Annotated in this window: 19 protein-coding genes; 4 read left to right on the top strand and 15 right to left on the bottom strand. The window is 41.5% G+C overall.

Annotated features, from left to right (window positions below; all coding sequences use genetic code 11):
* Positions 1-31: 31 nt before the first annotated feature.
* The 4 genes from ACHUGF_RS08355 to nudF all read right to left on the bottom strand — a co-directional run bounded on the left by ACHUGF_RS08355 (position 32) and on the right by nudF (position 2714).
* Positions 32-610, bottom strand: a complete 579-nt coding sequence (locus ACHUGF_RS08355; protein WP_394130338.1) for a YqiA/YcfP family alpha/beta fold hydrolase — start codon at positions 608-610, stop codon at positions 32-34.
* A gap of 54 nt (positions 611-664) precedes the next feature.
* On the bottom strand, positions 665-1504 hold the full coding sequence (gene cpdA, locus ACHUGF_RS08350; protein WP_394130337.1) for a 3',5'-cyclic-AMP phosphodiesterase: 840 nt from the start codon (positions 1502-1504) through the stop codon (positions 665-667).
* 27 nt (positions 1505-1531) lie between these two features.
* Complete coding sequence (locus ACHUGF_RS08345; protein ID WP_394130336.1) at positions 1532-1954, bottom strand: DUF1249 domain-containing protein; 423 nt, start codon at positions 1952-1954, stop codon at positions 1532-1534.
* A 130-nt stretch (positions 1955-2084) separates the two neighbouring features.
* Positions 2085-2714: an ADP-ribose diphosphatase gene (nudF, locus tag ACHUGF_RS08340; protein ID WP_394130335.1), complete on the bottom strand. Its 630-nt coding sequence runs from the start codon at positions 2712-2714 to the stop codon at positions 2085-2087.
* 313 nt (positions 2715-3027) lie between these two features.
* Between nudF and tolC the strand changes: the two genes are divergently transcribed.
* The gene (gene tolC, locus ACHUGF_RS08335; protein WP_394130334.1) at positions 3028-4326 is read left to right on the top strand and encodes an outer membrane channel protein TolC; all 1299 of its coding nucleotides are present in this window, start codon (positions 3028-3030) and stop codon (positions 4324-4326) included.
* An 82-nt stretch (positions 4327-4408) separates the two neighbouring features.
* Here the strand turns inward: tolC and ACHUGF_RS08330 are convergent, their stop codons facing one another.
* The 3 genes from ACHUGF_RS08330 to ACHUGF_RS08320 are packed head-to-tail and all read right to left on the bottom strand — an operon-like array spanning position 4409 to position 6658.
* Positions 4409-5149, bottom strand: a complete 741-nt coding sequence (locus tag ACHUGF_RS08330) for a TIGR04219 family outer membrane beta-barrel protein (protein ID WP_394130333.1) — start codon at positions 5147-5149, stop codon at positions 4409-4411.
* Positions 5150-5151: 2 nt separating this feature from the next.
* Positions 5152-6120 carry a DUF2333 family protein gene (locus ACHUGF_RS08325; protein ID WP_394130332.1) on the bottom strand — a complete coding sequence of 323 codons (969 nt, stop codon included), beginning with the start codon at positions 6118-6120 and terminating at the stop codon, positions 5152-5154.
* A 55-nt stretch (positions 6121-6175) separates the two neighbouring features.
* A complete protein-coding gene (locus ACHUGF_RS08320) occupies positions 6176-6658 on the bottom strand; it encodes a copper chaperone PCu(A)C (RefSeq protein WP_394130331.1) in 483 nt (160 codons plus the stop codon).
* Positions 6659-6692: 34 nt separating this feature from the next.
* Between ACHUGF_RS08320 and ACHUGF_RS08315 the strand changes: the two genes are divergently transcribed.
* A complete protein-coding gene (locus tag ACHUGF_RS08315) occupies positions 6693-7430 on the top strand; it encodes an enoyl-CoA hydratase-related protein (protein ID WP_394130330.1) in 738 nt (245 codons plus the stop codon).
* 189 nt (positions 7431-7619) lie between these two features.
* On the opposite strand, the gene ACHUGF_RS08310 is transcribed toward ACHUGF_RS08315, so the two are convergent.
* The 3 genes from ACHUGF_RS08310 to dusA all read right to left on the bottom strand — a co-directional run bounded on the left by ACHUGF_RS08310 (position 7620) and on the right by dusA (position 9584).
* Positions 7620-7823: a PspC domain-containing protein gene (locus tag ACHUGF_RS08310; RefSeq protein ID WP_394130329.1), complete on the bottom strand. Its 204-nt coding sequence runs from the start codon at positions 7821-7823 to the stop codon at positions 7620-7622.
* A 155-nt stretch (positions 7824-7978) separates the two neighbouring features.
* Positions 7979-8278 (bottom strand): hypothetical protein, encoded by a 300-nt coding sequence (locus tag ACHUGF_RS08305; RefSeq protein ID WP_394130328.1) that lies wholly within the window; start codon positions 8276-8278, stop codon positions 7979-7981.
* A gap of 334 nt (positions 8279-8612) precedes the next feature.
* Positions 8613-9584 (bottom strand): tRNA dihydrouridine(20/20a) synthase DusA, encoded by a 972-nt coding sequence (gene dusA, locus ACHUGF_RS08300; RefSeq protein ID WP_394130327.1) that lies wholly within the window; start codon positions 9582-9584, stop codon positions 8613-8615.
* Between the two features lie 509 nt (positions 9585-10093).
* On the opposite strand from dusA, the gene ACHUGF_RS08295 reads away from it, so the two are divergent.
* Positions 10094-10561 (top strand): chemotaxis protein CheX, encoded by a 468-nt coding sequence (locus ACHUGF_RS08295; protein ID WP_394130326.1) that lies wholly within the window; start codon positions 10094-10096, stop codon positions 10559-10561.
* Between the two features lie 6 nt (positions 10562-10567).
* On the opposite strand, the gene ACHUGF_RS08290 is transcribed toward ACHUGF_RS08295, so the two are convergent.
* The 3 genes from ACHUGF_RS08290 to dnaB form a co-directional block, all read right to left on the bottom strand.
* Positions 10568-11920: a BamA/TamA family outer membrane protein gene (locus ACHUGF_RS08290; protein WP_394130325.1), complete on the bottom strand. Its 1353-nt coding sequence runs from the start codon at positions 11918-11920 to the stop codon at positions 10568-10570.
* Between the two features lie 14 nt (positions 11921-11934).
* Entirely contained in the window at positions 11935-13026 is a 1092-nt protein-coding gene (gene alr / locus ACHUGF_RS08285; protein ID WP_394130324.1) for an alanine racemase, read from the bottom strand.
* An 88-nt stretch (positions 13027-13114) separates the two neighbouring features.
* Positions 13115-14521 (bottom strand): replicative DNA helicase, encoded by a 1407-nt coding sequence (gene dnaB, locus ACHUGF_RS08280; protein ID WP_394130323.1) that lies wholly within the window; start codon positions 14519-14521, stop codon positions 13115-13117.
* Between the two features lie 135 nt (positions 14522-14656).
* Here dnaB and ACHUGF_RS08275 point away from each other — a divergent pair, with 135 nt between their 5' ends.
* On the top strand, positions 14657-16855 hold the full coding sequence (locus ACHUGF_RS08275; RefSeq protein ID WP_394130322.1) for a S46 family peptidase: 2199 nt from the start codon (positions 14657-14659) through the stop codon (positions 16853-16855).
* A gap of 342 nt (positions 16856-17197) precedes the next feature.
* Here ACHUGF_RS08275 and rplI read toward each other — a convergent pair whose 3' ends face one another.
* Together rplI and rpsR are read right to left on the bottom strand one after the other, a co-directional pair.
* A complete protein-coding gene (gene rplI, locus ACHUGF_RS08270) occupies positions 17198-17650 on the bottom strand; it encodes a 50S ribosomal protein L9 (protein WP_394130321.1) in 453 nt (150 codons plus the stop codon).
* Positions 17651-17679: 29 nt separating this feature from the next.
* Positions 17680-17907 (bottom strand): 30S ribosomal protein S18, encoded by a 228-nt coding sequence (gene rpsR / locus ACHUGF_RS08265; protein WP_130598554.1) that lies wholly within the window; start codon positions 17905-17907, stop codon positions 17680-17682.
* Position 17908: the final 1 nt, after the last annotated feature.

Raw genomic sequence — 17908 nt, 5'->3', positions numbered from 1 at the left:
TGGAGATAAGGCTCACAGGACTCATTCATTATTATTTACCCAGTTCAAGAAACTGACAGATTTGGTTTAAATGCTTGTCATAACCAACAAAGCTATGATCACCTCCCGCCTCTAATCGCATCTCGCAACAGTGGTATTTATGTAGCGCCTGTCGATAATCTAACACTTCATCGCCGCTTTGCAACAGCACCATAAATCTATCAGGGTGGCGGATCACTGGTGTATTAAATTGCGCAACATCATTTTTATGTTGCCCAAGCACTTGATAATGTTCATCAGTATAAGGATTGTATTGCGCTCCAATGAACTCTTCAAATAATTCAAACGGTTTTACCGCTGGATTGACTAAAACCGCCTTACCACCATATTTTTCAGCCAAAAAGCTCGCAAAATACCCGCCTAAAGACGAGCCTAAAAAGCGTAGCGGTTGCCCTGACTGTTTCGCTTGCTCTGTTATACCACACAATAGCGACATTGCATCATTCGGAGATGTGGGCAATTGCGGCTGATGAAAGATTAAATCTGGGTAATGGCGTTGGATATATTCGGCTGTTTGTACCGCTTTATCCGATTTTGGAGAGCTATTAAATCCATGTATATAAAGCAGCATATTTCCTCACGCTACAACCGATAACTCAAGTGACAAATTGTTAAGCAGGTTTTATTAATAACCGCTAGCTTCATTATCTGGAGAGAATCGGTCACCTTCGACACGATAAACTTGAGTTTGAATGCTACCATCGCTCGCTAAGTCCAGCAAACGGTAACCCGGTTGCAAACCATCTAATGCGAAATAAGAAGACTTTGGCTTGAACTGAATACAGGTAGAGGGAGTCGCCATTAAGTGAATCGCACCATGCTCAGTTTGGTAAAATTTATCATAGGTTTGATGAACATGCCCCCAAAGCACGCCTTTGACTTGAGCATATTGGCCAACATGACTCAAAAACTGCTCACCGTTAGCCATACAATGTTGATCTAACCATTTGCAGCCGACCAATACTGGATTATGGTGCATCACCAGCAATACGTGCTTGTCAGGGTTGTCAGCAATAGCTTTGTCAATAAGTTCAAACTGAGATTTACCTAAGAAACCTGCAGGCTTCCCCCTAACCGTTGAATCTAGCATTAAAATAAGCCAGTGACCGATGGTTACCACTTGATGACCAAACATATGCTTACCTTGCATATGCAGATTCATCAAACGTGGGTCATCATGATTGCCCGGTAAAAAGTGACAAGGCACATTTGCGCGTTCAACATGCTTAGTAAAGCTTTGATAGGACTCAGGAGAATAGTCTTGGCTAATATCACCTGTCGCCAATAGGAGGTCACTTTCAACTTTACTTTGAAGGTAAGTATCAATCACAGCACTGAAGCTATTAAAGGTATTCACCCCTAACAGTTGAGATTCAGGATCAGCAAATAGGTGCGGGTCGGTCATTTGGACTATACGCACAGAATCATTCTGGTGATTGGAATAATTCATTTCATTTTGCAACACGCAACATTCCCAAAGTTGTGTAAATAATTAAGAAAAATCTGACACAGGTAAGCGACCAATCTTAAGTAATTCCTCAAGAAAAGCATTTACGCGCCATTTTTCATCAGATTGATACATGTACAGATTTGGATAATCATACACAGGTTTTAACCTGAAAATCTGCTGGCTAGTTAACACTTCTGCTAATTTCGCATCATGATAAACGCGTACCAAAGCGCTGGGAGACTTAAAAAAGTAACTCGTTGGTAAATGACGAGAAAGCGACAATAACTGAGTATATTTGGTGTTTTCAATCAGTTTTATGTTCAAGTCGCCAAATTGCCCTTTAACTACCCAAGTATCATTTTCCTGAATATTTTCAGGTAACCATTTGAGTATGTTCACATAATTGCGTGTACATAATGCGAGGAACGCACTCAGGTTTGGTTGATACTTTTGCTTGTTACGCATTGATAAATGTGTGCTCTTGTATTTCAACGAAGGCAGTTTAACTGACCTGCGAAGCGGTGATAATTATAAATGAACTAACGTTCACATAACACCCATTATGAAAAAGTTTGTGATGTGGCTTGTACAATGATTACTGCATATCTTCAATTACTTGTGAGTGATTGAGCATCAACCATTGAATACCTAATACCGTGGAAACGTTATCTATTTCACCCGTTTGCGTCATGGCATACGCCCGCTGACGTGATACCACATGCACTTTAATATCTTCAGACTCATCTTCTAGACCGTGCACGCCTCCCGCTTGTGTAGCATCAATATGAGCAAGATAAAGGTAAAATCGCTCACTAGTGCCACCAGGGCTTGAAAGATAACTATTAATGTATTGCCAAGTATTGGCGCTTAATCCTGTTTCTTCCTGTAGTTCACGCTTTGCTACATCAATATGCGACTCATTAGGTTCTATCATGCCAGCCACTAATTCATATAACCACACCTTATCGGTCGTGGTAATGGCAGGAATACGAATTTGCTCAATGAGCACAACTTGGTCGGTTACTGGATCATATGGCAGCACAACCACCGCGTGTCCACGCTCAAATACTTCCCGTGTTATGGGCTGACTCCAGCCACCTGCGAATAATTTATGTCTAAATGTGTATTGTTCCAGACGAAAAAAACCTTGATATAGCGACTTTTTCTCTAAAATTTCAACATCAGCTTTGGCATTCAGTGGAGAATTTTGTAAGTTTTTAGACATAAAAGCCCCATATTTGGCTATTTAACCGGGTGTTAGGTAAAAAATTGTAAAGCTGTCACACTATTTATATGTGATCTAAACGATATATAAATAAAATCTGTTACACTTATAAGTTGACTTGAAATCACAAGTCTTCTTACTATTTTATACTAAATATATTAGTGTTTTATAGTAGATAAAAAATCTGTTGAATATGGTTTAAACCGAATGTTCAACTATATTGATTTTCAGCAAGTGAAAACCAAATTTTTAATTTGCTAAACGTTAATGAGTTACCATCATCTCTATTGAGACATGTCTATAAGGGCAGAACATGAAATTCAAAATGAGTTCTATATACGCTGCATTGGCTTTTACCTTTACAGCACCAGCACTACAAGCTGATGACTTACTGCAAATATACCAACAAGCGCTAACCAGCGACCCAATTGTGCTGCAAGCTAAAGCTCAGCGTGACTCATTATATGAAGCAATCGAAGAAAACCGAGCACCACTCTTACCTACCATCAGTGCTAATGTAGGTTATGACAAAGCATGGAATGACCCGTCTGATGATGCAGACGGCTTTGTGGGTAATGTGAGCTTAAACCAAGTGATTTACGATCACAGTGCATGGGTTGGTTTAAATTTGGCTGAGTTGGCAGCTTCGCAAGCTGACTCTGCGTACGCATCGCAATTACAATCTTTGATTACTCGCGTGACGACAGCCTACTTCAACGTACTAACAGCTAAAGATAGCTTTGAGTTCCAAGGTGCAGAGAAACGTGCCATTGAGCGTCAACTTGAACAAACTAAACAGCGTTTTGCCGTTGGTTTAACTGCAATTACAGACGTACATGAAGCTCAAGCGCAGTATGACTTAGCATCTGCTCAAGAAATTCTAGCTGAAAATACACTATTCAATAGCTATGAAGCACTACGTGAAATTACGGGTATCGACCACAAGTCGATTAATGTACTCGATACGAACCGTTTCTCAGCATCATCAGTTGCACCTAGCTCATCAAATGAATGGTTAAAAATGGCTGAAACCAACAGCATTGACCTGATGACACAGCGTCTTGCCAGAGATATTGCCAAAGAAACCATTGACCTATATAAAGCAGGTCACATGCCATCACTAAACCTTAATGCGGGTTATTCTAAAGGTTTTGAGCGTACACCTGGGCCTGACTACGATAATGGAAATATCGCAGTAAATTTGAGCATTCCACTGTTTGAAGGCTTCCGTGTGTCATCACAGGTTAAACAAGCACAGTATGATTTTGTTACAGCGAGTGAACAGCTTGAACAAACTCACCGCGGCGTAGTTCGTGATGTGCGTAACAACTACAACAACGTTGCCGCTTCAATTAGTTCTATCCGAGCTTACGAGCAATCGGTTATCTCTTCCGAATCGGCCCTAAAAGCCACTCAAGCAGGTTTTGAAGTGGGTACGCGTACGATTGTTGACGTACTAAACCGTACACGTGATTTATACGATTCAAAGCGTCAGCTATCTGAAGCACGTTATGGCTACATCAATTCTATCGTCGCACTTAAGCAGGCTGCTGGTACGTTAAATGAAGATGATGTCATTGCCATCAACAATGGTTTGATTTCTCAAAACTAATAAGCAAAATTGCTTAATAAAAAAACCGCCAATATGGCGGTTTTTTTGTTATCGATATGAATCAAGTCCCATCAGCTCAACATTAAAAATTGAGCTCTAAACCTGCAAATGCACCTTTAAACTGCATGTCTTGAGTCACGTTAGAAAAATCACTCACATCAAAGGTAAAATCACGGTAGCCAACACGTATTCGTGTGTCGACAGTTATGCCATCGAACTCCCAACCTAAACCAGCGCTATAGTCATGAACACCAGTTTCATCAACACCTTGCATTAGCTCTGCAAATGCATATAAGCCAAGACCTGGGATCCCAGCTTTACCACTGGCATACCCCATAATGACGCCACTATCGACATCTCTGTCTTCAGGACGCCCTTGCTCAGTTTGCACACGTAATGAACCATTCATTTTTTTGTATGCAGCACCTAAATCAAGCTCAACTAGATCATTATCCAGCAACTCATAGTACAAGATGAAATCAGTATTATTGAGATTGTTATAGGTAGTGACATTGCCGGTAAAATCATAACCATTAAAAGTAAAGTCGGCATCAGCCATGCTGCCTTTAGAGTCCAATCTGTTTTCACGAATTTTCAAGTTAGGCAGAATTGGGACTGGGTGTTCTACTGCTAACCAAACACTACCTGAAGTTGAAGACTCATAATTAAAGGCTTGTTGGCCACCATCGTCATCGTTGAAGGTACCTGAAGTGTCTGCACGCCATACATCACCGCCGACTTTGAAGCCAACTAAGGTAGCCGCTTGTGCGCTTGTTGCACCCAACATGCCAATTAAGGCTGTGGCAATCAGTGATTTTTTCATCTTTATCCTTGAGAAAGTAAGTTAGTTAAATCAATCACTGCCGCATTGGCACGTGATATATAGTTAGCCATGACCAGTGAATGATTGGCCACAAGACCAAAACCACTGCCATTGAGCACCATAGGGCTCCAAACTGTTTGTTGAGTCGCCTCAAGCTCTCTAATAATCTGCTTCAGACTGACCTCTGCATTCTTATCTTGCAATACATCGGCAAAATCAACTTCGACGGCTTTCATGAAATTCAGTAATGCCCACGCTGAGCCTCTGCTTTCATAAAACACATCATCAATTTCCCACCAGCTCGTTTTGACTTCAGCTATTGCATAGCCTGGTGTTGATTGCCTTGCGGCAGTTTCACCGGCTAAATCTGTATTGATTCGCTCTTGACCAACACTTGCCGACAATCGCTGCGATATACTGCCTAAACGCTTTTGCACTTCTTTAAGCCATTCGTTCAGGTTATCTGCTCTTGCATAAAATTGTGCATCGCTGTTTTCAGTATCACTGATTTTAGCGCGATAAAGTTTAAACAATTTTATGGCTTCACGATACTGGCTTTCACTGCTAGGTACGAGCCAGCTAGTGTGATCAATATTCAACTTAGAGTGAGCTTCTGAAAGATCAGAGTCTGCTGTTGACTGAGATTGAGAGCGACTAAACTCTTTACGCATGATCAAAGCCAAATCGCGCGTTTGTTCTAGAGCACCAAACTCAAACGCAGGCATATTGTCCATTAACACTGAAGGTGGCATAACATCATTCGATAACCAACCTCCTGGCTTATCTAATAAGGTTTCCATCGTATTAATAATCGAGCTTGTTGTGGCATAACCAACAACATGCTTTGATGAACCTGCATAGGTCTCAGGCTCTATAGGGGAAGGCTCAATGCTCCACCATACGCTGAGCAAATGACCAATAAGCAATACCACTCCAATAACACCAAGAATCCTATTTCTGGTAATTTGCATACTCACTCCTTGTTGTACCTAAGGTAACTGAACACCCTCTCAGGCAATACATAAATTAGTGGTGATGATGGTGATGTGCATCAGCTGATTCGACGGCTTTTTTCATCACGGGTAATTCAACATCTACGGCTTCTAAGTCTTCGAATATTAGCTGCAACTTCACTTTATCATGTTCTTTTAATGGGCTTGTTAGCGATAGCAACATAATATGTTCTGCAGAAGGCTTCAGCTTCTTTGCACCATGAGAGGCAATTTCAATATGTGGAATTTGACGCATTTTCACCATACCGTTCTCTTCAACAATGGTATGTATTTCAGCCTTGGCAGCGGCATCCGTTTTCACAGCAATCAATTTTACGGGTTTATCGCCGTGGTTTTGGATGGTGAGATAAGCGGCAGTATTAGGCACACTTGGTGGCATCGCTCGTACATAGCCGTCAGTGGTAATAATGTTTGCGAAAGCTGGGATTGAGAAACTCGCAACAGCAATAAACTTAAACAAGTGTTTGAATATTATTTTCAATGTCTTAAACTCCATTTAATACCTATCCGCTTAAATAAGGAAATAACGAATGAGTCTCATACAGGTTAATGATATGCAAGGGGTACGCATCATCACTTTTAATCGTCCAGAGAAAAAAAATGCTTTTAATCTGGAAATGTATCAACAGCTCACAGAATACCTGATCCAAGGTGAAGCGGACAATGATATTCGTGCCTTTATGTTTCACGGTACAAATAACTGTTTTACTTCAGGTAATGATATCAGTGACTTTTTACAAAGTGGCAGTTTAGATGCAAATCATCCAACCGTAAAATTTTTAATGTGCGTCGCCCAATTAACTAAGCCTGTAGTTGCGGCGGTTTCTGGCGCCGCTGTCGGCATAGGTACCACACTACTATTACATTGTGACTTAGTATACGCCGATAAAACAGCCAAGCTGCATATGCCATTTGTGCATTTAGCGCTGGTACCTGAAGCGGCATCAAGCTTATTGCTACCGCAACTTATTGGTCAGCAAAAAGCAGCTGAACTCATTTTACTGGGAGAGCCATTCACGGCAAGTACGGCCCATTCACTGAATTTAGTCAATCAAATTGTGGCGCCAGATGAGTTATATGATTTCGCTTTATCCAAGGCTACACAATTAGCCTCTATGCCACCATTAGCCATGCAGGCATCAAAAAAACTATTGCGCTATAACCAGCAGCAGGTGGTTGAGCAGATGAAAAAAGAGTTGGAAATATTCGATCAACGTTTACACAGTGATGAAGCTAAGGCTAAATTCAAACAGTTTCTCTCAAAATAGCTGTTCTAACTCAGTAGCGTTTCTAACTAAATAACGTTTCTAACCAGGTAGCTGAGTTGTCTGTTTGTCTATCAAATGCTGTAACGCGGATTGTATAAGCGATAAACAAGAAGCTCGTATTTACGAGTGAATGCTCATCAATGCTATTTAATTTGTTCGAGTTATTAGCATCAATGAAAATAATTGATGCTAATAACGAGTTGGTTTCTGGGTAAAGATTACTGCGATAATAAAATAAGCTAATAACGTTAAACTTGGGTTAGTTAATAAAATCACTACTGCTACTAACCTTGTCACCGTTAATGACCAATCGTACTGTTTCGCTAATCTAGCACATACACCACACACTATGCGCTTATCATTTTTCAGTCTGTCTACAATGCTATCTAACATAATCGCTCCTTAGCGTTACCTGACCAATGTTTGCTATTTTTTGTTCCAAGTTGCGCCCCACATTACACTGGCCATCAATGCACACACCATAAAACTTAAAACCGGTAGCAATAACAGTGAAACTAATGGGGCCACAAATCCGACATTCTCTAGCATTACTCGTCCTTAGCCGCAGCAATTTGGGTTTCAGATACAGACTCTTGCTCTGATGTATCTTGTGCAACTTCGAACAGTTGCTCCGCAATTTGCGCTTGTAATGTCAGCATCATTTCTTGCTGCATATTGGCTATCATGTCTTGGCTAGCACGTGAGATATTTTGTTCAATTGACACTAGCGTATCTGAGACAGAAATTTCAGTAGCTTGTGCTGATAAACTCGCTGTTGCTAATACCGCTACAGCAATCGTTGACTTAATAGTACGAGAAATAATATTGGTTGAGTTTAAAGTAAACATAATGCAATCCTTTTGTATGTTATTTCAGTTAAACCCCTGTTTAACTGGGTACAGACTTAGTATTACAACCTACGTGCCAACTTTAACAAAGCAAACAAAAACAACTGCTTAATCAAGCAAATCGTAAAATATTCGCTGATTATACATTTATGCCTTAGGCCAAAAAACCAACAGGTAGTGAAATTCACTACCTGCTTAGTCAAATTCACTATATCGACTATATCTGGTTATTTGAGGCATAAAAAAAGCGCCATTAGGCGCTTAATCTAGAGCATCATGCTGCTGTTATCATCATAACCTACAGTGAATTAATGCTTCATTGCTGACAGCGGCATTACTTACCTGCATTCATGGCTTCAATGGCATCGGTCACTACACTGATACCTGCCCCAGCTTTGTGAGCATTTTCACTTAAATAACGTCGCCAACTCCTTGAACCTGGTAATCCCTGAAATAAACCAATCATGTGTCGAGTGATATGATTTAATCGGCCACCTTGCTGTAAATGACGCTCAATATAAGGCAACATTTGCTCGACCACTTGCTCGCGAGTCACCACTGGGTTAGTGCAATCAAATATTTGCTGATCAACTTCTGCAAGTATATAAGGATTATTATAGGCTTCACGCCCTACCATCACCCCATCAACAAAGTTTAAATGCTGCTTTGTTTGCTCAAGGCTAGTAATACCACCATTGATCCCAATATTTAGCTCAGGATAATCACGTTTCACTTGGTAAACACGCTCATATATCAGTTCAGGTATTTCACGATTTTGTTTGGGGCTTAAGCCTTGTAGCCACGCTTTTCTAGCGTGAATGGTAAAGTCTTGGCAGCCAACGGCTGATACCACGTCAATGAAACGAGTTAAAAACTCATAACTATCTTGTTCATCTATACCAATGCGTGACTTTACCGTCACAGGGATATCGACCACTTGCTGCATTGCATCAACACACTGGGCAACCAATTCAGGCTCAGCCATTAAGCAAGCCCCAAACCGGCCATTTTGCACTCGATCCGATGGACAGCCTACATTGAGGTTCACTTCATCATAACCACGTTCAGCAGCCAACTTCGCACACTTAGCAAGATCTTCAGGATTTGAGCCGCCAAGTTGCAATGCAACGGGGTGCTCCTCTTCATTGAACTGGAGGTAATCCCCCTTGCCATGAATAATCGCCCCTGTTGTCACCATTTCCGTATATAACAAGGTTTGCTTCGACATAATTCGCGCAAAATAACGATAATGTCTATCTGTCCAGTCAAGCATAGGTGCGACAGAAAAGCGTGATGATAAGTGCATATAAGTAACCTAGTTAATGATCAGAGAAAAAGCTGATTTCACTTTATGATATGTTCATTTTCAATGTAAACGGATGTACAACGCAAAGCCTAACCCCCTTACGAACAAAAGAGTGTTATTGTACTGCCAGCAACTAATTTGCGAATAAGGCGGAGGATTATACAGCTCAGATACCTTAGCTTCAATTGGCATATCAGGTTGTTCAATAATGTCTGCGGTTTATTAAAGTTGCATTTGGATCTTATGCCATTAATATCAGCTATTTGATGAGACACCGCTTTTATAACCATGACAGAAGTAACAATGAAGAGAATATACATTTTTCAGACTCGTCTTCACGGCTTTATGTGAGCGATTAGCTATATTTTTATGTTGTATCCTGTATTCTGAGGTATGTAGTTAATTGTTGTAATGAAAATTTGATTAACTAACTAGTTATGCATTTAGCCTAGCTAAGACTAAACTTATAATTTAGCTACTTTTCCAAGCTTTTTATCGGATGATTTTTCATGAATGTAGAGTTTATCAACCCTTTTTTAACCTCACTACTTAACGTCACATCCACGATGGCAATGATGGAACTGACTCCAGGGAAACCCCAATTAAAAGGTCATGATATCGCAAAAGGTGATATTTCTGGCTTAATAGGCATGGTTGGACAGCAAACAAAAGGTTCAATGTCTATTACGTTTGAAGAAGGTTTGATCTTAGAAGTCATGAATAAGATGCTGGGAGAAAAGCCTTCTAATATCAACGAAGAAGTCAGCGATTTGGTTGGCGAAATTACTAATATGGTCACAGGCGGCGCTAAGAATTTGTTAGGTGAAAAAGGCTATAATTTTGATATGGCCACACCGGTTGTCGTAGCAGGAAAAAACCACACGATTGCCCATAAATCTAAGGGTAAAAAGTTACTTGTCCCTTTTACCCATGAAAGTGGTAATGCATACATTGAAATATGTTTTGAGGATACATAACCAACCTTAAAAAGGTTGGTTTACCATCACCCAAAAGTGACTATCACCATCTTGATTGAAAGCGTAATCAGCACGGATAACAAGATCCTCTACTTCAAGGCGCACACCAGCGCCTACGGTATAAAGCATATCTGAATGCAACTGTGAAAAACTAAATTCATCAGTGATATTACCGACTTCAGCAAAAGCAACCCATTGCCACCAAGGAATGTCATACAGCTTAAACAGCGGCCAATTAGGTAAAGGTTGCCAATGAGGTTTGACACGATACTCCAAAGAGTAATTCAATGCCGTTCTACCAGTGTACTCTTGAGTATTGTAACCACGCTGTCGGTCAAAGCCACCAAGGCTGATCCCAGAAAAATCTTGCGGGCGTCGGTACTTGCCAGTGCTATTGTCGTAATGATTCCAAGTAGGCGTATCAGCCAAATAGAAGTTGGTCGCGATAACTTGCTCTTTAAACCAATCATTGTCAGAAAGATCAAAAAAGAAACTCTGCTCAAACTCCCACGTCGTCCAATGTGCCTCATCATCGACATCAACACCATGCTTTACAATAAATTGACTTCTACCACCTTGAGTTGGGCTATAGGTGTTATTGCGGTTATCCCACTCAAACTTAACTTGCATACCTTTTGCGGTATCAGGCACCTCAGGGAAGTAAGCTAATTCGCGAGTTTCATAAAAAGGCGTAAATGTAATACTAGAAACACCTGATTTTAAAGGGTTCCAACTAACTTCTTTATCTCTTTCAAACATACTGAATAAAGCCCCATTACGGCCAGCACCAATAGGCAACACATATTCAGCATGGAACTTATAAGAAGATTCATCGACCAAAGATATAATTCGCTCAGGGCTTTGCGCACCTGATAAATCTCCTTGTGAGTCATCTGGATCTAGAAAAATCACAGCTTCTGTAATATGACCTTGGTAAGCTTCAAAAGAGAAAAACCATTGATCCATTTTAGGCAATTGGTAGTTGTAGAGACCGGTAAAACCAATCCAGCTATCATTACTGGAGTATAAGCCGACACCAAGAATACTCGCTTGAACTTGGCCAGCATGTTTGATGATACCTGCTGCGCCATACGCTGTTTTCATCGACTCAGAAAGTAAAACAATCGGCACTGCTTGGAAAGCCATTGGGTATTCAGCCTCGAGCTCCTCTAGCTCATCAACTTCTTCGCCAGGCTCTTGCTTTAGCTCAAGCTCTGGGTCAAATTCAACAATTTGGCCCTTATCCGGCTCTGCATTAGGCATTGAAGGCAAATGATGGTTCTCTGAAACCTCAGCATAAGCACTTACGGAGAAAATGCTGCTTGTCAAAAAAACAACTGACCAGAAATGTTTTTTCAAGACATATCCCTATATTATTCAATCAAATCAACTATAACGCGTGGGGTGAGCTTAGTCACTAATTCATATGCGATGGTACCGATACGCTCAGCGACTTCTTCAACAGCTAAGCTTTTGCCCCAAAGCTGCACATTATCACCCACGACATCAGTGGCATCCGGCCCTAAGTCGACGGTGAGCATGTCCATCGATACTCGGCCAACAATGGGGACTCTGCGGCCATTGACCCACACAGGCGTGCCTTCAGGCGCATTTCGCGGATAACCATCACCATAGCCAATTGCCACAACGCCTAAACGTGTGTCCCTAGGAGCAGTCCAATACGCCCCATAGCCGACAGGTTGCCCCTGCTTATGTTCACGTACAGCAATTAAGTTAGAGACCAATTCCATTGCAGGGATTAACTGATGTTGATAGCCACGATCGCCAGTAACAGGTGAAACCCCGTAAAGGGCAATTCCTGGGCGGATCCAGTCCGCCTGACTTTGAGGCCAAAATAATGTTGCGGCTGAGTTGGCAAGTGTCTGCTCACCGGTTAAATGCGCCACTGTGGCTTCAAAATCGGCAATTTGTTTTGCTGTCATGGGGTTGTCTGGCTCATCTGCACAAGCAAAGTGAGTCATTAGATTAATCGGCTTTTTGACATTGCTGCAGCTCGCTAACCGCTGATAAATCGACTTAAACTCATCGATACCAATCCCTAATCGATGCATACCAGAGTCGATTTTTAACCACACAGAGACAGGGCTAGAGAGTTCTGCTTGCTCTAACATGACCAGCTGTGATTCATGATGCACAACAGTATCAATATCGTGATTAACCAACAAAGGTAAATCAGATTGCCTAAAACAACCTTCAAGTAATAACAGCTTAGCGTTTACTCCGCCTTCTCTTAACTGCAATGCTTCTTCTAAACGTGCTAAACCAAAACCATCGGCTCGATGCTCTGTGGTGGTTAAGCAATTAGCAACATTAAGTAAACCATGGCCATAACCGTTAGCTTTCACAACGGCCATCACTTTACTATTGGGTGCAATTTGTTTTAGCCGCTGCAAGTTATGTTGAATAGCTTGCTGGCTAATCTCAGCACGTGGAAAGGGTTTCAAATACGACTGCCTCTAGCCCATCAGTCATGGGCCATTTTATCTTTAAAAGTTACAGGGCGTTCATTGATAACGTGGCATTTTGTGCCCGTTAATCTTCTTCTATTTGTGGACCAGCATAATTGTCAAAACGCGAAAATTGTCCTTGGAATACCAACCTGACACGACCAATAGGACCGTTACGTTGTTTACCAATAATAATTTCAGCCGTACCTTTATCTTCTGAATCATCGTTATACACTTCGTCACGATAAATAAACATGATTAAGTCGGCATCCTGCTCAATAGAGCCTGATTCACGTAAGTCAGAGTTTACTGGGCGTTTATCGGCTCTTTGCTCAAGCGAGCGGTTAAGCTGTGACAGCGCAATGACAGGGATTTCCAGCTCTTTAGCAAGCGCTTTTAACGAGCGAGAAATTTCGGCGATTTCTAAGGTACGGTTATCTTTTAACGCAGGTACCTGCATCAATTGGAGGTAATCGATCATGATCATCGATAGCCCACCATACTCGCGTGCAATACGCCTTGCTCTGCTTCGAACCTCTGTTGGTGTAAGGCCTGAACCATCATCAATGTACATCTTGCCTTGCTCAAGCATGATCCCCATAGTGGATGATACTCGCGCCCAATCTTCATCATCGAGTTGGCCAGTACGAATTTTGGTTTGATCCACTCGGCCTAATGAGGCGAGCATACGCATCATAATCTGTTCAGAAGGCATCTCTAAACTGAAAATAAGCACCGGCTTATCTTCATTCATGGCAGCTTGCTCACACAAGTTCATCGCAAAGGTGGTTTTACCCATAGAAGGACGAGCTGCCACAATAATCAAATCACCAGATTGGAAACCTGCGGTCATGTTATCTAAATCACGGAAACCACTAGAGACACCCGTTACACCGTTATGCGGGTTATTGTAGAGCTCTTCAATCTTATCGACGGTTTTTTCAAGAATGGATTTAATGCCTTCAGGGCCTTCATTAGAATTGGCGCGCATCTCAGCAATTTTAAATACTTTGGATTCAGCTAAGTCAAGGAGTGAGCTAGAGTCACGCCCTTCAGGGTTATAACCCGCATCGGCAATTTCATGGGCGACACCAATCATGTCTCGCACAACGGCACGTTCACGCACAATATCGGCGTAAGATAAAATATTACCGGCACTTGGCGTGTTTTTAGCAATTTCACCGAGGTAAGCAAAACCGCCAGCATCATCGAGTTGGTCTTCAATTTCGAGCTGCTCAGACACAGTAATCAAATCGATGGGTTGGCCAAGCTCCATCAAACGTTGCATGGCATTAAAAATCATCTTATGAGAACGAGAATAAAAATCCTCTGGTACCACAGCTTCAGCAACTCTATCCCAAGCATCGGCATCGAGCATTAGCCCACCTAATACTGACTGCTCTGCTTCAATAGAATGCGGAGGTAGCTTTAACGCATTAACTTCTGCGTCAACAGGCCTTTTCTTTGCCTTAAACATACCTTGTTGTGACATTAAATCTCCCAATTAACAACGTCTTTTCTTAATGAAATATGATATAACAGCCTAGAGATTCTTGGGGCACAATTTTAACGCCTCCATAACTAAGAATATCCACCTAATAAGTACAATAAAACCTAAGGAATAAACATGCGTACTGCATTGATTGCGGCTCTAGTGCTGTCTTCTGGTTTTGCCTATGCCGATGAAGGCCAATGGCAACCTCATCAAATGCCTTCGATAGCTGATAAATTACAACAACGAGGTATTGAAATACCTGCAAAACAACTTGCTGATCTAACTCAATACCCAATGAATGCGGTTGTTGGATTAGGGTATTGTACAGCCAGTTTTGTCTCCCCCCAAGGACTTGTTGTCACAAACCATCATTGCGCTTATCGAGCCATTCAATATAACAGTAAAACTGAACATAACTACCTCGCTGATGGTTTCTTAGCGAGTGCTATGGCAGATGAGCCTTCTGCAGGCCCTAACGAGCGTTTATACATTACTGAGTCTGTCACAGATGTAACTCAAAAAGTCACGGCTGATTTATCTGATGACCCACTCACTCGTTACCAAGATATTCAACGTAATCGTAAAGCACTGATTAAAGACTGTGAAACCGATGAAAACTATCGTTGCTCGGTTAGTAGTTTTCATAATGGTCTTGAATACTACTTAATTAAGCAGTTAATCATTCGTGATGTTCGCCTAGTATACGCACCGCCCGAAAGCGTAGGTGCTTTTGGTGGCGATATCGACAACTATGAATACCCTCGTCATTCAGGCGACTTTACTTTCTTACGCGCTTACGTGGGCAAAGATGGACAGCCTGCCACGTATGCTGAAGACAATGTACCTTACCAACCTAAAAGCTATTTAAAGATAAATAGTGATGGCGTCAAAGCAGGCGATGGCGTGTTTGTGGCAGGTTACCCAGGTTCAACTAGCCGCTACCGTTTAACTAGCGAACTAGAATTTGCCAGCAATTGGTTATACCCAACACATGCAGAACGCTATCAATTACGCATCGATACTATTGAGCGAATGGGTAATGAAGATAAAGCAGTTAAAATAAAATATGCCGGCACGCTTGCTTCAATGGCTAACCGCATGAAAAAACTTAACGGATTATTAGATGGCTTTAAAGCTACTGATATCGTTGGTATTAAGCAAAGCCGTGAAGATGATTTTTTGACTTGGTTGAAACAAGATGAAAATGCTAATCAACAGGTGATCAGCGAACTTGAAGCATTACTTGAAAAGCAACAAACACTTGCTCAAACCAACTACTATTTTGAAAATGCACAATCAAGCTCATTACTTGATGCCGCAAAACGTTTATATCGTTTAGCTAAAGAAAATCAGTTACCTGACGAAGAAAGAGAGTCTGGCTATCAACAACGTGACATGAAAATGTTCAAAGCGAGATTAAAACGTCTCGACACAAGCTTTGACGCGAGCGTAGATAAAACCTTGTGGCTGCAAGATCTTAATGCATACATCGCACAACCGCTAAAAGTAAAAGTGCTAGATAACGCTTTAAGCCAGTCAACGGATCAGCAAGATTTGATTGCAAAAATTGACGGTTTTTACGCGCTGACAGAGTTGTCAGATCAACAAGCTCGTTTAGCTTGGATGGAAAAGCCAGCGAAAGACTTTGAAACCAGCGATGATCCTTTCATTCGTTTAGCCGTTGCGCTGCATGATGCAAATATGACACTAGAAAAGCAGCAAAAAACGCTGCAAGGTAAGTTATCCAAAGCTCGCCCAGAATATATGAGCGCAGTAATTAGCTACTACAAAGCCAATAATTGGCCTGTGTATCCAGATGCTAACCGAACCTTGCGTATCACCTACGGTATGGTTGATGGCTATCAATCTAAAGATGCCTTGTACAAGCAACCATTTACGCGCTTAGAGGGTATTGTCGCTAAGCATACGGGTGTAGAACCGTTTAATGCACCGCAAAAAGTCTTAGACGCGATTAGCAAAGGCGAGCATGGACAACACCGTATTCAATCTGTTTACCAAGACCCACGTTCTTGGATGTGTAAGCTGATGTCCTGTGAAGCTGAACCGAATGAGTTTAATTCCGTACCGGTTAACTTCTTGTCAAGCGTTGATACCACAGGAGGCAACTCTGGCTCACCCGTACTTAACGGTAAAGGAGAGCTTGTTGGATTAAACTTTGACTCCACCTATGAAGCAATCACTAAAGATTGGTTCTTCAACCCTACTATCACTCGCGCTGTACATGTTGATGTGCGCTATATCTTGTGGATGATGGACAAGGTAGATAATGCTGAAAACTTGATGCAAGAATTAGAACTCGTGACTAATTAATCCTAGAGCCAAAGACTTCAAGTATTAGCCACCTGTATTCTGGTGGCTTTTTTATGGCACTTTCAAACCAAAACCTGGCTGAATATTACCAGCTATGCATACAGCCTAATAACTCAATTAGATTAGCAATGTAGCTCTTTTAGCTAAGCTAGCTTAATGCCATTGTAAGTAAACTGCTGTGATTAATAATAAGCAATGGGAACGGTGAGACAGGTGCGAGTAACAGGATATAAAAATAACATCCGTCACACTTACGAGTAAAATCACAGCGCTTGAACAACCTTATTTCAGACATAAAAAAACACCGCCAATTGGCGGTGTTTTCTTCAAAGCAAATTGCTATTAGTCTTCTGCAACAACAGAAACTTTAACAACAGCTTGAACTTCAGTGTGAACTGATACTTCAACTTCGAACTCACCAGTAGTACGTAATGCACCTAATGGAAGACGAACTTCAGATTTAGCAATTTCAACACCAGCAGCAGTAACTGCATCAGCAATATCGCGAGTACCGATAGAACCGAAAAGCTTACCTTCATCACCAGCTTTAGAAGCAATAACAACAGCTTCTAATGCAGCAAGTTTTTCAGCGCGCTCGCTTGCCGTTGCAAGTTCAGCAGCTAGTTTCGCTTCTAATTCAGCGCGACGAGCTTCAAAAACTTCAACGTTTGCAGCGTTAGCAACAACTGCTTTACCTTGTGGTAAAAGGTAGTTACGTGCGTAGCCAGCTTTAACTGATACTTGGTCGCCTAAGCCACCTAAGTTAGCAATTTTATCAAGTAGAATAACGTTCATTATCTAATCCTCTTGTTTAAAGTCTGCAATTACTGATGTAAATCAGTGTATGGCAGAAGAGAAAGATAACGAGCACGCTTGATAGCGCGAGCTAGTTGGCGTTGATATTTAGCACTAGTACCAGTGATACGGCTAGGAACGATCTTGCCGCTTTCAGTGATGTAGTTCTTTAAAGTTACGATATCTTTATAATCAATTTCTGTAACGCCTTCAGAAGTGAAGCGACAGAACTTGCGACGACGGAAATAACGTGCCATT

Source organism: Shewanella maritima, assembly GCF_043643735.1.
GTDB classification, from domain to species: domain Bacteria; phylum Pseudomonadota; class Gammaproteobacteria; order Enterobacterales; family Shewanellaceae; genus Shewanella; species Shewanella maritima_A.
Note: the sequence above shows the minus strand (reverse complement) of the source record. Positions and strands in the feature narration are given on the sequence as shown.

Bases quoted from the DNA above. Each gene is read 5' to 3' on its own strand.
- ACHUGF_RS08355 (WP_394130338.1), bottom strand. From the start codon at position 610: ATGCTGCTTTATATACATGGATTTAATAGCTCTCCAAAATCGGATAAA.
- ACHUGF_RS08345 (WP_394130336.1), bottom strand. From the start codon at position 1,954: ATGCGTAACAAGCAAAAGTATCAACCAAACCTGAGTGCGTTCCTCGCA.
- nudF (WP_394130335.1), bottom strand. From the start codon at position 2,714: ATGTCTAAAAACTTACAAAATTCTCCACTGAATGCCAAAGCTGATGTT.
- tolC (WP_394130334.1), top strand. From the start codon at position 3,028: ATGAAATTCAAAATGAGTTCTATATACGCTGCATTGGCTTTTACCTTT.
- ACHUGF_RS08330 (WP_394130333.1), bottom strand. From the start codon at position 5,149: ATGAAAAAATCACTGATTGCCACAGCCTTAATTGGCATGTTGGGTGCA.
- ACHUGF_RS08325 (WP_394130332.1), bottom strand. From the start codon at position 6,120: ATGCAAATTACCAGAAATAGGATTCTTGGTGTTATTGGAGTGGTATTG.
- ACHUGF_RS08320 (WP_394130331.1), bottom strand. From the start codon at position 6,658: ATGGAGTTTAAGACATTGAAAATAATATTCAAACACTTGTTTAAGTTT.
- ACHUGF_RS08315 (WP_394130330.1), top strand. From the start codon at position 6,693: ATGAGTCTCATACAGGTTAATGATATGCAAGGGGTACGCATCATCACT.
- ACHUGF_RS08310 (WP_394130329.1), bottom strand. From the start codon at position 7,823: ATGTTAGATAGCATTGTAGACAGACTGAAAAATGATAAGCGCATAGTG.
- ACHUGF_RS08305 (WP_394130328.1), bottom strand. From the start codon at position 8,278: ATGTTTACTTTAAACTCAACCAATATTATTTCTCGTACTATTAAGTCA.
- dusA (WP_394130327.1), bottom strand. From the start codon at position 9,584: ATGCACTTATCATCACGCTTTTCTGTCGCACCTATGCTTGACTGGACA.
- ACHUGF_RS08295 (WP_394130326.1), top strand. From the start codon at position 10,094: ATGAATGTAGAGTTTATCAACCCTTTTTTAACCTCACTACTTAACGTC.
- dnaB (WP_394130323.1), bottom strand. From the start codon at position 14,521: ATGTCACAACAAGGTATGTTTAAGGCAAAGAAAAGGCCTGTTGACGCA.
- ACHUGF_RS08275 (WP_394130322.1), top strand. From the start codon at position 14,657: ATGCGTACTGCATTGATTGCGGCTCTAGTGCTGTCTTCTGGTTTTGCC.
- rplI (WP_394130321.1), bottom strand. From the start codon at position 17,650: ATGAACGTTATTCTACTTGATAAAATTGCTAACTTAGGTGGCTTAGGC.
- rpsR (WP_130598554.1), bottom strand. From the start codon at position 17,907: ATGGCACGTTATTTCCGTCGTCGCAAGTTCTGTCGCTTCACTTCTGAA.